Annotated in this window: 16 protein-coding genes and 1 pseudogene; 10 read left to right on the top strand and 7 right to left on the bottom strand. The window is 40.5% G+C overall.

Features of this window, described 5'->3' with window-relative positions; all coding sequences use genetic code 11:
• Positions 1–48 precede the first annotated feature (48 nt).
• Entirely contained in the window at positions 49–1,578 is a 1,530-nt protein-coding gene (gene lysS, locus GFH30_RS03780; protein WP_153370971.1) for a lysine--tRNA ligase, read from the bottom strand.
• Positions 1,579–1,895: 317 nt separating this feature from the next.
• Between lysS and GFH30_RS03775 the strand changes: the two genes are divergently transcribed.
• Entirely contained in the window at positions 1,896–2,402 is a 507-nt protein-coding gene (locus GFH30_RS03775) for a YqiA/YcfP family alpha/beta fold hydrolase (RefSeq protein WP_153370970.1), read from the top strand.
• A gap of 59 nt (positions 2,403–2,461) precedes the next feature.
• Here the strand turns inward: GFH30_RS03775 and GFH30_RS03770 are convergent, their stop codons facing one another.
• Complete coding sequence (locus GFH30_RS03770; RefSeq protein WP_153370969.1) at positions 2,462–3,001, bottom strand: adenine phosphoribosyltransferase; 540 nt, start codon at positions 2,999–3,001, stop codon at positions 2,462–2,464.
• Between the two features lie 502 nt (positions 3,002–3,503).
• Here GFH30_RS03770 and rubA point away from each other — a divergent pair.
• The 5 genes from rubA to GFH30_RS03745 all read left to right on the top strand — a co-directional run bounded on the left by rubA (position 3,504) and on the right by GFH30_RS03745 (position 7,656).
• A complete protein-coding gene (gene rubA, locus GFH30_RS03765) occupies positions 3,504–3,668 on the top strand; it encodes a rubredoxin RubA (protein WP_153370968.1) in 165 nt (54 codons plus the stop codon).
• A 73-nt stretch (positions 3,669–3,741) separates the two neighbouring features.
• Positions 3,742–4,920 carry an NAD(P)/FAD-dependent oxidoreductase gene (locus GFH30_RS03760; protein WP_153370967.1) on the top strand — a complete coding sequence of 393 codons (1,179 nt, stop codon included), beginning with the start codon at positions 3,742–3,744 and terminating at the stop codon, positions 4,918–4,920.
• Between the two features lie 58 nt (positions 4,921–4,978).
• Positions 4,979–5,923: an esterase EstB gene (gene estB / locus GFH30_RS03755; protein WP_153370966.1), complete on the top strand. Its 945-nt coding sequence runs from the start codon at positions 4,979–4,981 to the stop codon at positions 5,921–5,923.
• 6 nt (positions 5,924–5,929) lie between these two features.
• Positions 5,930–6,835 carry a LysR family transcriptional regulator OxyR gene (gene oxyR, locus GFH30_RS03750; RefSeq protein WP_153370965.1) on the top strand — a complete coding sequence of 302 codons (906 nt, stop codon included), beginning with the start codon at positions 5,930–5,932 and terminating at the stop codon, positions 6,833–6,835.
• Positions 6,836–7,062: 227 nt separating this feature from the next.
• Positions 7,063–7,656, top strand: a complete 594-nt coding sequence (locus GFH30_RS03745; protein WP_153370964.1) for a transcriptional regulator — start codon at positions 7,063–7,065, stop codon at positions 7,654–7,656.
• Positions 7,657–7,711: 55 nt separating this feature from the next.
• Here the strand turns inward: GFH30_RS03745 and ppk1 are convergent, their stop codons facing one another.
• Positions 7,712–9,793: a polyphosphate kinase 1 gene (ppk1, locus tag GFH30_RS03740; protein WP_153370963.1), complete on the bottom strand. Its 2,082-nt coding sequence runs from the start codon at positions 9,791–9,793 to the stop codon at positions 7,712–7,714.
• Between the two features lie 111 nt (positions 9,794–9,904).
• Entirely contained in the window at positions 9,905–10,579 is a 675-nt protein-coding gene (gene mtgA / locus GFH30_RS03735; RefSeq protein WP_153370962.1) for a monofunctional biosynthetic peptidoglycan transglycosylase, read from the bottom strand.
• Positions 10,580–10,656: 77 nt separating this feature from the next.
• On the opposite strand from mtgA, the gene GFH30_RS03730 reads away from it, so the two are divergent.
• Positions 10,657–11,484 (top strand): rhomboid family intramembrane serine protease, encoded by an 828-nt coding sequence (locus GFH30_RS03730; protein ID WP_153370961.1) that lies wholly within the window; start codon positions 10,657–10,659, stop codon positions 11,482–11,484.
• Positions 11,485–11,524: 40 nt separating this feature from the next.
• Here the strand turns inward: GFH30_RS03730 and GFH30_RS03725 are convergent, their stop codons facing one another.
• Together GFH30_RS03725 and GFH30_RS03720 are read right to left on the bottom strand one after the other, a co-directional pair.
• A complete protein-coding gene (locus GFH30_RS03725; protein ID WP_153370960.1) occupies positions 11,525–13,996 on the bottom strand; it encodes an ABC transporter permease in 2,472 nt (823 codons plus the stop codon).
• A gap of 1 nt (position 13,997) precedes the next feature.
• Positions 13,998–14,723, bottom strand: a complete 726-nt coding sequence (locus GFH30_RS03720) for an ABC transporter ATP-binding protein (protein WP_153370959.1) — start codon at positions 14,721–14,723, stop codon at positions 13,998–14,000.
• A 61-nt stretch (positions 14,724–14,784) separates the two neighbouring features.
• Here GFH30_RS03720 and GFH30_RS03715 point away from each other — a divergent pair, with 61 nt between their 5' ends.
• Positions 14,785–15,366 carry an arylesterase gene (locus GFH30_RS03715; protein ID WP_406565744.1) on the top strand — a complete coding sequence of 194 codons (582 nt, stop codon included), beginning with the start codon at positions 14,785–14,787 and terminating at the stop codon, positions 15,364–15,366.
• Positions 15,367–15,404: 38 nt separating this feature from the next.
• Here the strand turns inward: GFH30_RS03715 and GFH30_RS03710 are convergent, their stop codons facing one another.
• Positions 15,405–16,019 carry a carbonic anhydrase gene (locus GFH30_RS03710; RefSeq protein ID WP_153370957.1) on the bottom strand — a complete coding sequence of 205 codons (615 nt, stop codon included), beginning with the start codon at positions 16,017–16,019 and terminating at the stop codon, positions 15,405–15,407.
• Between the two features lie 402 nt (positions 16,020–16,421).
• On the opposite strand from GFH30_RS03710, the gene GFH30_RS03705 reads away from it, so the two are divergent.
• Both GFH30_RS03705 and GFH30_RS03700 read left to right on the top strand, forming a co-directional pair.
• Positions 16,422–17,363, top strand: coding sequence for an alpha/beta fold hydrolase (locus GFH30_RS03705; RefSeq protein WP_227551607.1), 942 nt, complete (start codon positions 16,422–16,424; stop codon positions 17,361–17,363).
• A 16-nt stretch (positions 17,364–17,379) separates the two neighbouring features.
• Positions 17,380–18,386, top strand: a pseudogene (locus tag GFH30_RS03700) (hypothetical protein).
• Positions 18,387–18,410: the final 24 nt, after the last annotated feature.

The raw sequence follows: 18,410 nt of genomic DNA, 5'->3' as shown, positions 1-18,410 counted from the left end.
GCAATAAAAAAAACCCGCACATGACGGGTTTTTTTTGAACGTTACAACTTAAACGTTTTTATGACGCATATGCGGGAATAAAATCACATCACGAATACTTGAAGCATTCGCAAATAGCATCACAAGACGGTCAATACCAATACCTTCACCTGCTGTTGGCGGTAAGCCATATTCAAGTGCTTCAATGAAGTCAGCATCGTAATGCATTGCTTCATCATCACCTGCGTCTTTTTCAGCAACTTGAGCTTGGAAACGTTCTGCTTGATCGATTGGATCATTCAATTCCGAGAAGCCATTTGCCAATTCACGACCACCGATGAAGAATTCAAAACGATCCGTAATATGTGGATTGGTATCATTACGACGTGCCAATGGAGATGTTTCTGCTGGATATTCTGTAATGAATGTCGGTTGACGAAGTTTGGTTTCAACGGTTTCTTCAAATACGATCGTTTGAAGTTTACCTAGACCAAAGCCCGGTTTTACTTGTTCTTTCAATTCATTTTGAACGAAGTTGGCAAGGAATTCACGGTCTGCCACATTTTCAGGCGTAAATTGTGGGTTGTTTTCAAGAATCGCATCAAACATTGAGATTTTCTTGAATGGACCTTTGAAGCTATACACTTCTTCGCCATATGGCACATCGGTTGAACCCAAAATATCAATGGCTAGTTTTTCTAGCATTTGCTCAGTGAGTTCCATCAAGTCTTTATAATCTGCATAGGCTTGATAGAATTCAATCATGGTGAATTCTGGGTTATGACGTGTTGATACACCTTCGTTACGGAAGTTACGGTTAATTTCGAACACACGTTCAAAACCACCCACTACCAAACGTTTTAAGTAAAGCTCTGGGGCAATACGTAAGAACAAAGGCATGTCTAATGCGTTGTGATGTGTTTCAAATGGACGCGCTGATGCACCACCTGGAATCACATGCATCATTGGTGTTTCAACTTCCATGAAACGTTTGTTTGATAAGAATGAACGGATACCTGAAACCACTTGTGCGCGGATTTCAAACGTACGACGTGTATCTTCGTTTACGATTAAATCTAAGTAACGTTTACGATATTTCGCTTCAGTATCAGTTAAACCATGGAATTTATCTGGCAGCGGACGAAGCGATTTAGTCAACAATTCAAAATGTTCGATGTGAACGTACAAATCACCTTTGCCCGAACGACCGATATAACCTTCGATGGCAATAATATCACCAAGATCAAGGCTCTTAATGGTGTCGAGGACTTCAGGCGCAAGTTCTTTACGTGCAACATATAATTGAATACGACCTGTCATGTCTTGGATCACAATAAATGAACCACGGTTAAGCATGACACGACCGGCAACTTTTACGTGTACCTTTTCGCCAGATTCAATTTGTTCTTTCGATTGATCGGCAAATTGGTCTTGTAGATCTTGAGCATAATGCTCACGCTTAAAGGTATTTGGCCAAGGGCTCTTACCTGTTTCTTCTGCGTGCGCTTCGATTTGCTTTAACTTGGCATGACGCTGTGCAATTAAATCGTTTTCGGAAATGGTGTGTTCAGAAGTCGATTGAGCGTTATTGTGCGTCATCTCTGCCTCGAATATGGTTAGTTTAAAAACGGAAGTTGCATAGAATAGCAGAAATCCACATTAAATCGAAGTATAAGCGCTGTTCAGATTATGCAATTCTGTATAGAAATATACGTTTAAACCTAAAAATATACATGTGATCCATCTTCAGCATTGAATAGCGCTGCATGCTCGACTGTTTCACCGCGCTAATACCCTTTACAACAGCGACCTCTGTTAGACCAAATGCTAATTTTTTATCTGGCTATAACTTCTACAATAGAATGCAATTGCAATGATTCTATCTATTTATAATTACGAGTAAAAAAAGCCTGATCATGAGCGCATGTCATTCTAAAATTTTGTTTCTACATGGTTTGGACTCATCTAAAGAATCCACAAAATTCCATGCCATTGATGCCGTACAAAAATTTTGTATCGACGTTGATTATCGCAATTTGAATTTTGCCACTGTGGCTGCGTTTTATGATGATATTATTGAAAAAATGCGACCTGATATTATTGTTGGTCATAGTCTTGGTGGTTATTGGGCATTAAAAATGTCAGCGCTTCATCATATTCCTTGCGTGATTGCTAATCCAAGTTTGCAGCCCGTTTTCCGAGATGATTATCCTGCGATTGAAGATGCAGACTTACAAAATGATATTCCACAGATGGCCTATTTAGAACTTGGTGATGAAATCTTAGATATGCATGCGGTGCAATCACAACTCGAAGATTATATGCAAGTTGAAGTCATGGACGGTGGACATCATCGTTTAGCCCAACCAGAACATCTAAACCATCTCATTCAATATATTGAAAAGCACCATTTAAGTGCATAAACATGGCAAAAAAAAGCCCCGTAGACGCATCAACGGGGCTTTTGAATTAAAAATTTTGCTTATGCAACTTCTGCGGGCATGGTTTTGTCATCTAATACAGACCAAATATTAAGACCTAAATCGCCATGTAGATCAGGCAAATCAAGGAAAATACTTGCACCTAACACTTGGTGCTGACATTTTTGCGCCAATTCATGAACTGCTTTTAATGTACCGCCCGTTGCTAAAACATCATCCACAATAATCACTTTTTGCGATTTTACTTCAGCGGACATTTCTAAACGGTCCAAACCATATTCTAAGCTATAGCCTACACCCACGACTGGTGGCGGCAATTTACCTGCTTTACGAACCAATAGTAAGCCTTTGCCCGTGCGCTGTGCCAACAAACTTGCCAGTACAAAACCACGTGCTTCTACTGCAATAAAACTATCTACTTCTGCCAATTGATCAGCAGGAATACTTTCAATTAACGCATCCGTTAATGGGCCAATATTGCTCATAAACAATGGCGTTAAATCGAAGAAACAAATACCTGGTTTTGGAAAATCTTGAACCGTACGAATGTGAGACCACAATGAAGTAGACAGATTGCTCATGGGAGATATTTCAGAAAGAAAAAGAACGAATTAATTTTAAACTATTTTATAGTCATCGGACAAGATAATTTGTGCCCGATAAAATCACCAACACCAAACAAGTTATTGTTTTAATTTAATTTTAATTGTTATAAAAACGAGATTTATCATGTTTTCTTATTTTATCCCTTCAGCATTCAGTCTGCTCCATGAAGATGATACCTAAACATACAACAACATGAATAAAATAAGTCGTATGCAAGACATGATCGCAAAAACACCCATATTTCTCTCATGAAGTGATAAATAAAATTCACGTTAAATTGTGAATTTAATGATAATTATTGACCCGCACTGCTCTTCTGCTTTTAATTTCGCTGATTAAACTCTTATCCACTTTACTTTATCAACAGAACTGCGTAAAAATTTACCCAAATATGTGCACTATCAAAAGTCATATTAGAGTCTTGCCATTTATGGATTTTTAACCGCCTGTCATTTTGGTTGGTTTTTGGAGAGTTAGATGAAAAAGTATCAATGCATCGTGTGTGGATGGATTTACGATGAAGCAGAAGGTTGGCCTCAAGACGGCATCGTTGCGGGAACCAAATGGGAAGATATTCCTGATGATTGGACTTGCCCAGATTGTGGCGTCTCTAAAATCGATTTTGAAATGATCGAAATCTAATGACGTCTGTACCAAGACCATATTCTATGGTCTTTTTTTATGCCCTTATAAAATTTTAAGCATGGAGATTGTTATGCATCCTATCATCATCGTCGGTTCAGGTATGGCAGGTTATGCTGTCGCACGCGAATTCCGCAAATTAAATCCTGAACATGAATTGGTCATGATCTGTGCAGATGATGCAATTAACTATGCAAAACCTACACTTTCAAATGCCTATGTTGCGAAAAAAGCCCCTGAGCAAATTGCCCTTGGTGATGCTGCGAAAATGTCCGCACAGCTGAATATGCGTATTGAAACGCATACTTGGGTCAAAGCCATTGATGCAACTGCACATACTTTAACGCTTGAAAAAGATGGGCAAACATTACAACAAAGCTATTCAAAATTAGTACTGGCTGTCGGTGCAAATCCAATTCGTTTAGCCATTGCTGGCGATGCATCAGATGATATTCATGTGGTGAATAATTTAGATCATTACAAAGCTTTCCGTGCCAACTTAGATGCTCGTGCAGATAAACGTGTGGTGATCTTGGGTGCAGGCTTAATTGGCTGTGAGTTTGCGAATGACTTACAAAATACAGGTCATCAAGTGACTGTGGTTGATTTAGCACCTCAAGCCTTGGGTCGTCTGTTGCCACAACATGTGGCTTCTGCTTTCCAACAGAATTTAGAAGAAACAGGCATTCAATTTGTGCTGGGTACAACGGTTGAAAAAGTCTCTAAAGTTGAAAACGACGACTATTTAGTCACTTTAGCCAATGGTCAAAGTGTGCAAGCCGATGCCGTTTTATCTGCAGTCGGTTTACAGCCAAATCTTTCAGTTGCTAAAGAAGCGGGTATTCATACCTCACGTGGTGTAATCACCAATGCGCAACTTGAAACCAATTTAGCCGATATTTATGCCGTCGGTGATTGTGCAGAAGTCAACGGTACACTACTGCCTTATGTCATGCCGATCATGCAACAAGCACGCGCTTTAGCAAAAACATTAAATGGTACGGCGACTGCGGTTCACTATCCTGCAATGCCTGTTGCAGTAAAAACACCTGCTGCGCCACTGACGGTTTTACCTTCACCTGTTGACGTCGAAGTGACTTGGGAGACTGAAGAATTTGAAGATGGCATGATCGCCAAAGCATCAGACCATGAAGGGACTTTACGTGGTTTCGTGTTACTCGGTGCTACAGCATCAAAACAGCGTTTAATATTAACCAAACAAGTTCCTGACTTGATTCCTGCTACGGTTTAAGCGTTTAATAGCAAGGACATTTTTTAATCAAGATGTCCTTTTTTAAGGGAATAAATATATGCAGAGTGCGTTGCAGTTTAGTTTATCGCCATACACCACGTTTATGCGTGAAACCAAAGTTGATTTAGGCAATGGAATTCAACTACATGTTGAAATTGGCGGTCATCAAGATCATCCCACGATTTTGTTGATTATGGGCTTGGGCGCACAAATGCTGTATTGGCCTGACTTCTTTTGTCGCTCTCTCATCGATCAAGGCTATCGTATTGTACGTTTTGATAACCGTGATATTGGTTTATCGTCAAAAGTCCACAATAAGGGTCCACGCCTAAATACCTTAAAAATGATGAGTCGTTTCGTGATTGGTTTAGGCAATCAAGGTGCACCTTATGACTTATATGATATGGCGGAAGACGTTAGTCTCTTGATTGATAAATTAGCGCTTGGCAAAGTCTATGTACTTGGTGCATCGATGGGTGGCATGATTGCTCAAATTTTAGCAGCACGTTACCCCGATAAAGTCAGTAAATTGGCATTACTCTTTACCAGTAATAATCAGCCCCTCTTGCCGCCCCCATTTCCAAAACAACTGTTTAGTCTCATTGACAAACCCGCAGCAACAGATGAAGATGGCATCATTGACCATAGTTTAAAATTATTTAACATTATTGGCTCTCCAGGCTATGTCAATCAGCTGGAAGCCATGCAAACCGCCCGTAAATTGTATAAACGAAGTTATCATCCTGCAGGTGTACTTCAACAGTTTTTAGCAATATTATGTACGGGCTCACTGCTGCAACTGGACAAGCAAATTCAGCAAGAGACCTTGGTTATTCATGGTGCTCGCGATCGTTTGCTGCCACCAAGCCATGGTAAGGCCGTTGCTAAAGCAATACCGGGTGCTAAATTTGAATTAATTGATGGAATGGGGCATGATATCCCACCGCATTTTATTCCATATCTTAGCGAATTACTTGCTGATCATTTTAAATCACAAAATTAGGACACTATGGCTGCATTACCATCCCTAAGACAGCTGTCATATCTCGTAACACTGTCTGAGACGCTGCATTTTACAGAAGCTGCTCGCCGTTCATTTGTAACCCAATCGACTTTGTCTGGCGGGATTATGGAGTTAGAGCGTTTACTTGGTGGCGTACTTGTTGAACGCGATCGCCAGAATGTTCGATTAACTCCACTCGGTGAACAAGTAGTTGCTCGCGCCCGTGTTCTACTGGCAGATGCTCAAGATCTAATGCGTTTAAGCCGCGAAATGAGTGAACCTTTGACCGGAGATTTACACCTTGGTGTGATCCCGACCATCGCACCTTTCATTTTGTCGCAATTGCTTGATGAAGTGCATAAACAATTGCCTAAAATTCAATTGCATTTGCATGAAGCACAAAGTGAAAAGATTGTAGAAAAATTAGAGCACGGCAACCTAGACATGGTTGTTTTAGCGCTCCCATTTGATACACGCGGTTTAAAAGTTGCTGAAATTACAAAAGAAAATTTGTTCTTGGTCCATCACAAGTCAGATCAAAATTCAGCACAAGCTGCGTCGCTAGATGAACTTGATTTGTCTCGTCTCATGCTCCTTGAAGAAGGTCATTGCTTACGCGACCATACTTTAAGTGCGTGTCCAATTGGCGAACGTAAAAATGATCACCGTTTAAAAGCAAGTTCGTTACCGACCTTAATCGAAATGGTCTCAAGTGATCTTGGCTTTACGTTATTGCCACAGATTTCATTACACACCAACATGATCAAAGCAAATCCCGATTTGCAAGTCAAACCGATTAATGCTGCACCAAGCCGTACTTTGGCATTGGTAACACGTAAAAGTACACCGCTACAAAGTGAATTTGATGTGTTACTGCAAATTTTACAAAAGATTTGCCAGCACAAAGACTAGAATCGCATGATGAAAAAGGAGCACTCAGTTGCTCCTTTCTTTATGGCTGATATAAAGCCACTCGTGTTTTGTAATCAGCAGATTTTTCAAGCTCCATCTAAACACCATAAAATATTTAAAATAAATATTTATTTTTATAGAAGAATACCTATTTTTTGGGATACTCAAGACCTGTCAAATGCTGCAAAGTAAGCGTTATATAAAGCTCTCTTTGGATGTGCTTGACCTTGGCAATGATGTTACCCGTACCTATTCTGATTATACGCCCTTCAGCAGATCTTGATCTGAGCAAAATTGATGCGGTCATTCAAGCCTTAGGTTATCACCAAGATATGGTCTTATATGCAGATCATGAACATGATGCCGCAGCCATCATTGAACAGCATTTACCAAATTTAATTTTATATGGCGTCGCCAGTCCTGTCCACGTCGAGTTTATTTCTCGAATTAAGCAAAAACTATATAACGACCAATTTATTACCGTCGTTGCCCTCAGCTCTGCTCCGCTCATTTACTCCGCATTGTTACAGGGGATTGACAGTTATTTATTACTTGAACAACCCATTGAAGATCTTTCAGAAAGTTTAAAAATCGCGTTGCGTGGTGGTGCTTATTTGCATAGCGACGTTGCACAATATCTACTTGATCAGATACATCAAAATTCATTATTAATGAATAAGATCCATCCGCAAGAGCAACAGCTTTTAAGCTTATTCGCTCAAAACATGCCATTTGAACAGATACTGCAGCATCTTCAATCCCATGATTTTCAAGTGCATCAAATGGTTCGGCAAATTTATCGAAAAATAGCGCAATCTTAAAATTCATAAAAAAGGAGGCTGAATGATCAGCCTCTTTTTTTATTGCCGCTTGTGTTTATTTGATGATATCTAACAATTTACGCTGAGCATTATGTGGCGCTGTACCCTCTGCCACTTCAGCACGCAACCATGTTCCATCACTTTGTAACAGCCATGCTTGTTGATTGTCATTTAAATAATTGACCAAACCTTGCTGATAAATGCGTTTTTTCAAGCTTTCATCTTCAATCGGGAAACATGCTTCTACACGGTTAAATAGATTGCGATCCATCCAGTCTGCACTTGAACAATAAATTTTTGCATTGCCATTGTTGCTGAAATAATAAACCCGCGTATGTTCTAGGAAACGTCCGACAATTGAACGCACGCGAATATTTTCAGATAAGCCTGGCAAGCCCGGTCGTAAGCAACAAATCGAACGGATAATCAAATCAATTTTCACGCCTGCTTGCGAAGCTTCGTATAATTTATTAATGAGTTCACGTTCGGTCAGCGCATTCACTTTGACAATAATATGCGCAGCTTTACCGGCTTGAGCATTGCTAATCTCTTGCTCAATAAAGTGAATCAATTGGGTATGTAAAGTAAATGGTGCATGTAACAGTTTTTTCAGCTTCGCCATTTTGCCCATACCAGTCAGTTCTTGGAAAATGCGATGCACATCTTCACACAGCTCTTTGTCTGTGGTGAGTAAGCCATAATCGGTATAAATCCGTGCATTCGTTGCATGATAATTTCCTGTGCCTAAATGCACGTAACGCACCAATTTATTGTTTTCACGGCGCACCACCAAAATCATTTTGGCATGGGTTTTATAGCCAACAATGCCGTAGACCACCACAGCACCCGCTTCTTGCAAAACATTGGCAACGGCAATATTTGATTCTTCATCGAAACGTGCACGCAGTTCAATGACTGCTGTGACTTCTTTGCCATTGCGTGCGGCTTCAGCCAACAGCTGAACAATTTCCGAGTTTGCACCGCTACGATATAAGGTTTGTTTAATCGCAAGCACTTGCGGATCACGTGCAGCCTCACGTAATAGAGAAATAACAGGCGCAAAAGATTCAAACGGATGATGCAATAAAATATCTTGTTTTTGCATGGCTGAAAAAATATTTTCAGCCTTTTTTAGTGCTTTAGGAATAATCGGCGTATGTGAATCATAGCGTAAATGTGGACGCTTAAAATTCGATAATAAACGCGCTAAATTGACGGGTCCTGCAACTTTATAGAGTTGCCCTTCATGTAGATCGAACTCTTCAAGCAAATAATCATAAATATGACTTGGACAATTCTCTGTCACTTCTAAACGTACTGCACGACCAAAACGGCGTGAGTTGAGTTCACCTTTCAATGCAATGGCTAAGTCTTCAACATCTTCATTTAAAGCCAAATCGGCATTACGAGTGACACGGAACTGATAACAGCCTGTTGCGGTCATGCCAGGGAATAAATCTGAGACATGCTCATGAATAATGGCAGAGAGCATGACGTGATGCTCTTTACCCTCAGTCAATTCATCGGGTAAACGCACCACACGCGGCAATGAACGTGGCGCAGGCACAACAGCCAAATCAATTTGACGACCAAAGGCATCTTTACCTTCTAGTGTCACAATGAAATTCAGCGATTTATTGACTAAACGTGGGAATGGATGTGCAGGATCTAAACTGATGGGGGTTAGAACTGGTGCGACTTGTTCTTGGAAATATTTTTTCACCCAAGCCGATTGTGCAGGTGTAAGTTCACCACGGCGCAAGAAGCAAATATCTTCTTCACGTAATTTTGGCAAAATTTCTTCGTTTAAAATACGGTATTGGCGCTCAATCGCAGCATGTGCGGTTTTTGAAATCTGTTCTAAAACTTGTTTTGGCGTTAAGCCATCAGGACTACGGCTTTCATTGCCTAAATCAAGTTGCTCCAAAATACCAGCAACACGAATTTCAAAAAATTCATCTAAATTGCGCGAAAAAATCAGCAAGAAATTCATCCGCTCAAGCAAAGGATGCAAAGGATCGACCGCCTGCTCTAAGACCCGCAGATGAAAATCGAGTATCGAAAGTTCACGATTAATATAACGATCATTATAGCTGTATTCAATCTGTGTCGAAGGCGTGCTCGCTGCGGTATTCATATCGAACCTTACTCAATTTAAAAGCGGATGTATCTCTCTCAGTATGCTTCAACTATATGACAATTTCATAAAAAAAGCCCCAATTCGGGGCTTATTATAAATTTTTTTACATTAAGGCAATTCGGCATAACGCATATAACGTTGAATCATCTGCTTACGCACTTTTAAACCGGATGCATGACGATGTTCTTCGAAATATTTTGGATTCGTTAAAATGGCTGCTAAGAATATCGCTTGATCTTTGGTGAGGCTTTTTGACGTTTTACCAAAATAATGTTTTGCCGCAGCTTCTACCCCATAAATATTGTCGCCGAATTCAATCGAGTTTAAATATACTTCCAGAATACGTTGCTTCGACCACATGCGTTCCATCATCCATGTCGCAACGGCTTCTTGTCCCTTACGCACAAATGAGCGTTTATTAAATAAGAATAAATTTTTTACCAATTGCTGAGAGATGGTGGAGCCACCTGCCACCACTTTGCCTTCGTCTTTGTTACGATTCAAGGCAGTTTGAATGCCATCCCAATCAAAACCATGATGGCGAATAAATTTTCCATCTTCAGCGGTCACAATCGCTTTTTTTAAATTCTGGCTAATTTCATCGTAAGGACGCCATTGATGTTGAATTGGTTTATCAGGCTGTGTCCAATAGTCAATGCGCATCATCATGGTCGTTTCAACTGGATTGGTGCGCCACCACGCCAGACTCGCGAAAATCCACAGTTGAATCAATAGCACCACGCTGATTAAAAGCAAAAGGGTACGTAGCAAGAAAGCTTTCATGTCAGCGAGTTACTCCTGAAAATGTATTTTTTCGTGTTAAGCTTATTCGAAATATAAAACCACAGCAAAAGAAAAGCATGTCTGACTATTCTCCCCCACGAATTCACAAAAAACTTGAACTGCAACTTTGGTGGATCACTGCCCTATTGATTACGATCAATGTTGCGTTGTTTTCGATACAAGCGTTGACTGGTACAGATGTCAATCAACCGAGTACATCGGATGCCATTCGATGGGGAGCAGATTATGCACCCTTAACCTACTTAGTGGAACCCATGCGACTGTTTAGCAGCATGTTTTTCCATTTTGGCTTAATTCACCTCATGTTGAATATGTGGGCTTTGTATATTTTTGGCAGCGTAGCTGAACAACTTTATGGCCGTTTTTATTTCATTGGTTTGTATGTTTTAGCCGGCTTAATGGGCAGTCTATTGAGTGGCTATATGAGCATTCAAGATAGCTATAGCTTGATTGAGGGTGGCGTTGCCAATCCAAGCTTGCTCCCAAGTGTCAGTGCTGGTGCTTCAGGTGCAGTAATGGGCTTAGGTGGTGCATTGACCATTTTGTCGTTATTCCCTGTATTAGCTCAGCAAAAATTTATTTTAGATAAAAAGACACTACTAATGGTGATGGGTTTAAACCTCATGATGGGCTTTATGATCAGTGGCATTAACAACGCAGCGCATATAGGCGGCATGTTCATGGGCGGTATATTAAGTTTGGTTTGGTACTTAGGTCAAAAATGGCAACGCGCAAATATCACGAATATGATCGCACTGATTTTGGCAAGTATGCTTTGCTATGCCTTATATCAATACAATTTGCAGCTTATTGAACCAATTTCTCCTTTGTGGCAGGACATTCTTAATATGATGCAACAACAGCTAGGCGAATCCAATACATAAAAAAGAGATGCACTTGCATCTCTTTTTGCTTGAATATTGCCTATTGATTCATTTCTCGCAAGCTTTGTAAGGGTGGAATTTCACTCAAATAGCTGAGACGATAGCGCCCGATCAAAGCACAGAGTAGTGTCATCAGAAGCGGTAAAATCAGCCAAATCTCCCAATGTGGGTGCATCAATAAGTCCATTTTATAACTCGCAACAGCACTGATGATTTCAGCAAAAATACATGACACCACGCCCGCCACCAAACCAATAAAGCCAATTTCGATCGTGAGCATATGTTTAATCCGTTGTTTAGAACTCCCAAAGGATCTGAGCAACGCCACCTCGCGCTTACGTTCATCCATGAGTAAGTTTAAACAAGCAATTAGCACTAAAAAGCCTGAAACACTCACCAAAATAGCGAGAATCGTGACAATCTGCACCAATAAACTGACAATACGTTTGATTTCATCTAACAGTAAGCTGACATCAATAAACACGGTGGTGGCAAATTGTTGTATGAGATTCACCAGTTTCGGATTATCCGATTCAGGAACGTAAAAACTGCCCAAATAACTGCCTGCATTGGCATCCATCGTATTTGGTGCAAAGATAAAGAAGAAATTAGGACTGAAACTTTCCCATTCGACTGTGCGTAAATTGGTAACTTTGGCATCTAGCATCCCTTCAGGTAAGCTAAAACTTAAACGATCACCAATTTGAATGCCCAGTTCCTTAGCGGTATTCGCTTCAACAGAGACATCTCCAAGATGGTTTAAGCGCGCTTCACCGCTCACAATAACATTGTCTTTTGGATACACATTGGACTGGGTCAAATTGAGTTCACGTCGCAACGTATTACTTTTTTCAATCAAATCTGCTGAAAAGGCTTGACCATTTTTTGCGACCAAGCGCCCACGAATATTCGGATATAGGGGCGTACTCTGCCATTGATGTTGTTGCAACTGCGCTTGTAGCTCTGGCATATCGTACGGTGGCAATCCATACACAAATTGATTGGGTGTGCCAACGGGCAATTGTTGCTGCCAACGCTCCAATAAATCCGTCCTTAATACCGCAAGTACAGTCATTAAACTTAAGCCTAAAGCCAGTGCCGTCATCTGTAATGCAGTTTGATACGGTGTTCTCACATAAGCGGAAATATTTAGCTTTAAACGACGCAACACGATTAAAAACAGCCAAATACTGAGATATAAAATGCCACAGAGTGCAATGATTGAGCCCATCACCCAAGCCGTTAACACGAGATTTTCAGTCAGCACAACACTAAACAAGATCAAACTGAGTGTGCCCGTGACGAGCATCCATACAATAGAACGAGCCGATTTCTCTTGTTGACGAATCACGCGGATCGGCGCTGTGTTTAATAACTGCCAGACACTTGGCAAAATAAAACCAAGTACCACCACCGCACTGGTTAAAATGGCAATCGGTAATGGTCCAATCAACATGGACCATACTGAAAAATCAATGCTCAAATGTGGAATGAGCTGCATCATCAATTGCAATAAACCAAACCCTAAAGCAACACCAATCAGTGTACCGAGCACAATAGCAACCAGTAACACCACTGCCAAAAGTGCGATATAAGCACTCAGGATCTGTCGTTTTGTCGCACCGATACAACGCATAAGCGCAATATGATCTTGGTTTTGTTGTACATAACGTTGTGCGGTCAGGGCAATAGCGATCCCACAGAGTAAAATCGTTAAAATATTCGCCAATTGTAAAAAAGTATCTAGATTGGCGATTGGCTTCATTAAGCGCGTATTGCTCTCAGTCGCATTACGTAGCTTTAATCCATTTTGTACCTCACTCGTAGCAAGATTGGCTTGATTTTGCTTAGGCTGTTTTTTCTTAAAGTCGGCTTCAAATGCTTGCGTATTTTGCGGTGTTCCTGCCATTAATAGTCGATATTCAATGCGACTGCCGACTTGAATCGCATGGGTTCGTGCGACATCAGCTTGCGCGATCATGACTGTCGGTGAGAAACCTGAAAATCCAAGTTCCTGATTGGCATCATGTTCAATTTTCGCAGTTACTTTAAATGTCGCATCTGCAATATTGACGCGATCACCTAGCTTGACTTTCAGGAGCTCCATTGCCCTTTGACTGAGCCATATTTCTCCGCTTTGGATTGTTTTGGCCTGCGGCTGAACCTTAAGCTCACCACGTAATGGAAAAGCAGCATCAATCGCTTTGACATTGACCATGACAAAATCATCATGAGTATGCGCCATGCTACTGAAGGTCGTGACTTCAGATTGTTTTAAACCATGTTGTTTGGCTTGAGTACGCCATTCATCTTTTAACGGTTCACTGTCACTTAGCACAAGGTCTGCTGCTAGCATTTCAGCGGCTTGTAATGCGACTGCATGCTGAATCTGTTCATTACTAAATTTCAATGCGGTCGTGGCACTAATCGCCAAAGTCAGCGCAATAATTAATAGATAAATACCGGTGCTTTGAAAACTTTGCTTTAGGAGCGGACGAAACAATGTGTTCATGTCAGCCTCCTACGTTATGTTCAATTAATTGTCCCTGACTGAGTTCTAAATGGCGCTGACACTGCGCTGCAAGCGTTTGATCATGTGTGACCAAAACCAAAGTCGTGCCCATTTCCCGATTTAATTGAAATAACAGTTGTTCAATCTCTCGTGCTGTTTCTCCATCAAGATTACCCGTGGGTTCATCTGCAAAAATAATTTTCGGTTCACTCACCAATGCGCGTGCAATTGCAACCCGTTGTTGTTCCCCACCCGATAATACTTTAGGCGTTTGCTCTGCTTGCTGTGCTAAACCTACGCGGCTTAATAATGCCAAGGCTTTTTGTTCAGCTGCTGCAAATTTAAAGTTCGGTTGCAAGCGAAGTGGCAACATCACATTTTCAAGTGCGGTTAAATGCGGTAACAGTTGAAAAGACTGGAAAACAAAACCGATATTTTGCAAACGAACTTGAGCACGCTGCTCTTCATTTAATGCAGACACATCTGCACCGCACACCTGCAACTGTCCTGAACTGGCTTGATCAAGGGTAGCTAAAATACCCAACAGGGTTGATTTTCCAGAGCCTGAACGACCTGTAATGGCAACCTGTTCGCCTGCTTGAATCTCGACATTCAGCCCTTCAAAAATGGTGAACTGACTATGCGAAAGTTGTATCTTTTGTGTCAAATGTTGAGCAGAAATGATCGCGTGTGGCATGATGGTTGACTCTGGATTATTCTGAATCATACGTGTCCTTATTATGCATATTCGAATTCTGAAACAGCGGTTTTTGGCTTATTTGTTGCTGATGGGCTTTGCTTTTCTGCCTATGTTGGTGTCTGCCAAAACCATTATGATACTGGGTGATAGTATTAGTGCGGGTTATGGCATGTCTCCCAATCAAACTTGGGTACATTTATTACAACAACGTTTAGACCAACACTATCCGAAACAACATAAAGTGGTCAATGCAAGTGTCAGTGGTGAAACCACCAGTGGCGCACTCGCACGCTTACCAAAACTGTTACAGACACATCGTCCGAACCTTGTGGTGATTGAGTTAGGCGGCAATGATGGCTTACGTGGTCAACCACCGCAATTGATACAAAAAAATCTCGAATCTTTAGTAAAACACAGCCAAAATGCGAAAGCGAAAGTGATTATTTTTGGTATGAAAATGCCACCGAATTATGGTCGGGCATATAGCAAAGCGTTTGAAAATAATTATAAAGTGGTGAGTGAAAAATACCGAGTAAAACGATTGCCGTTTTTCTTGGCTGGTGTTGCGGGCAATAAAAATTTGATGCAATCCGATCAGATTCATCCGAATGCTAAAGCCCAACCGATTTTGTTAAATTTGGCTTATCCTTATATTAAAGGCGCTTTATAAAGCGCCTTTAATGATGTTTTCATATTTTAAGCTGTGATTTAGAAATCGTAGAAAGAAACTTCACCTGTTTCAAGCGAGTACTCAGCACCCACCACTTTTAATTGACCTTTAGCAATTAAGTTTTCTAACACCGCAGAACCATGACGTAATTGATTCACTGATGCAAAGACGTTTGAACGTACTGCATGTTGTGACAATTTATTCAGGTCATCTTTGAGCTCAGTTTGCAGTAAGATTTCAACGGATGGACGGACGCGGTTGACAATTGACATCAAGTTCGCAGATGGTGGGGTTTTCGGATTCATTAATGCATTAATCGTCGATTTAATCGCACCACAATGTGTGTGACCCAATACAATGACCACAGGGCAACCGAAACTTTCAGCTGCAAATTCCACACTACCCACTTGTGACGGCGCAACGATATTACCCGCGACACGAATCACAAATAAATCACCTAAGCCTTGGTCAAATACCATCTCAGCAGGGACACGTGAATCTGAACATCCTAAAACAATTGCAAATGGTTCTTGGCTTTCTGCCATTTCAGCACGCTGTTGATGTGAAAGCATTTTCACATGTGCCATTTGACCACTAACAAAACGTTGGTTACCCAATTTGAGACGTTCTAAAGCTTCTTGAGCTGTGAGCATTCTTCTATTACCACCGATGTTTTAAGTTGCAATATAGTAATACCAGCGCGTTTGCTTGTCACTTGCAAAAACTTTAGCTGATTAAAATAAATTCGGGTGTATTAATAGACAAAAACACCCCAATTTATCGTGGTCTGTCACTTTTTCCATTTAAGTTTTTAGAATACTTTGGACGTAATGAGTGACATTTGTTATAAATTATTTAGAATAGAATCAAGATGATTAGCTCATTAACGCATCCAATGCTTGGGTTATAAATAAAATAATATTGAATGATTGATGTTTTGATTTCGGGGGAGATCAGGAATGACAAAAATTAAAAAATCGTTTCGATCATTTTGCTCAACTTTAAGCCTATCTGTTTTGGTGACCCTCACCAGCAGCGTGATCAGTCACCAAAGTATGGCGGCTCAAATTGAAAAACCACAAAGTCCATTTCAACAATATTTAATACACCAACGTACTGATGCGGGTTTAGTCAGTCGCACCCTACAAGTCGGTGATGTCACATGGCGCTATAGCGAAGGTGGGATGAAAAATAAGCCGACGATTTTGCTCATTCACGGTTTAAGTGGAACCCGCGACAATTGGAATCGCGTCGCTAAATTTCTGACACCGTCCTATCATATTATTATTCCCGATTTACCAACCAATGGCGAAACCAAAACCCCTGAAAATTTTGATGTTTCTATTCCAAATGTGACCTCTCAATTACGAATGTTGGTTGAGGCTTTAAATATTGATGAAAAATTGAATATTGCGGGTCATTCACTTGGCGGTTCAATTGCAACGGTATATGCCGCTCAATACCCTTTCGATACACAAAGTTTATTTTTATTAAATAGTGCGGGTATTTATAAAGGGGCAAATACCCCCTACAGCAAAAATCCAAGCCGATTAAAAAACTTGATTGTCACCAAACCCGGTGATCTTGCTGAGGTTTCCAAACAGCTGATGCAAAATCCACCCGATATGCCCTTTCCGCTTAAACATGCACAAGAAAAATTACTGATTTCCAAGTCTGAACAAAGCTTAAAAGCCATTGATCAAGTGGTCATGCTCAGTCGTTTATATACCCCTGAATCTTTCGCACGCCTGACCAAAAGTATTGAAGCACCGACCTTAATTTTATGGGGCAAACAAGATCGAATTTTTAATGTTGAAGTCGCAAAAGAGTTGTATTCCTTATTAAAACGCCCTGAAACTCCGATTATTTTAAACAATGTCGGACATATGCCGATTTTGGAAGCAGAAGAGCAAGTCGCACAGTATTATTTACCGTTCCTTGCCAAGACACAGACCCTAAAAAACCCACTAGCTGATAAACTCATTCCTTTAAACTAAACGTTTCAGAGACCCTATGCAGAAACTCCCTTTGATCGAGCAATTGATTGATGCTCAGCTCGACTTCCTAGACCAATCATTTTCGAATGCCGAGAACGTTCAAGCCGAGTTTCAGCAATTTTATCTCTGGTTTCGTAAGCAAACTTTGCAAGATCTTTGGTCATTTGACCAGATCAATCAACTGATTCAAAAAACAGATTTTAGCCACCCCTGCCAGTGCTTTTTTTAATTGAGCAAATTGCAGAACATATTCGTTTTGCTTTGGTACATCCGAGCAATGAAAACACGAAAATTGAAGATGTTATTTCAGTTCTGACCATTGATCAAATTGCACAATATGTGGCAAGTAAAAGTGGACATCGTCAGCGTTTAATCAAAGCTGTGGTCAATAATCCTGCTTTTTCAGCCATGATCACACAACTCATTCAGCATTCGATTCAAGATTATTTAGATAATTCTGTGATTGCGAAAAGCGTTCCCGGTGTATCGCGCTTTATGAAAATGGGCAAGTCTGTATTGGAAAATGTGACCGATACCAATCTAGATGACGCGATTGCTAAATATTTGCAAAAGAACATTTTAAAACTCAGTCAAATGAGTGAAAGCGTTTTAAATCAGCATTTTGATGATGAAAAGCTCTATCATTTTCAAGCCAATCTTTGGCATAAAATTAAAAGCATGCCATTGGCTGTGTTAAAAAACTATATTGAAGTTCAGGACTTGCCAAAAACGGTTGCGATGGGACATGACATTTGGGATCACATTCGTCAAACAGATTACTTGAAGCAGCAAGTGCATGATGGCGTATATGCGTGGTATATCCGCAATCAACAGCATACGTTTGATCAATTATTGCGTGATCTGAATATTGATGCATCTTTGATTGAACATGAGTTATCTCATTTACTTAATCCCATCATTCAACAACTAATTTCTCAAGACTATTTACGTGGTCGTGCACGACTCTATTTAGAAAAATTTTACTATTCTGAGAACACGTTAAAAATTTTAAATATTGAATAAATAAAAAAGCCGCTTAACGCGGCT

The sequence above is a fragment of the Acinetobacter wanghuae genome, assembly GCF_009557235.1.
Taxonomy (GTDB): Bacteria; Pseudomonadota; Gammaproteobacteria; order Pseudomonadales; family Moraxellaceae; genus Acinetobacter; species Acinetobacter wanghuae.
This window is presented reverse-complemented; position numbering and strand designations above follow the sequence as displayed.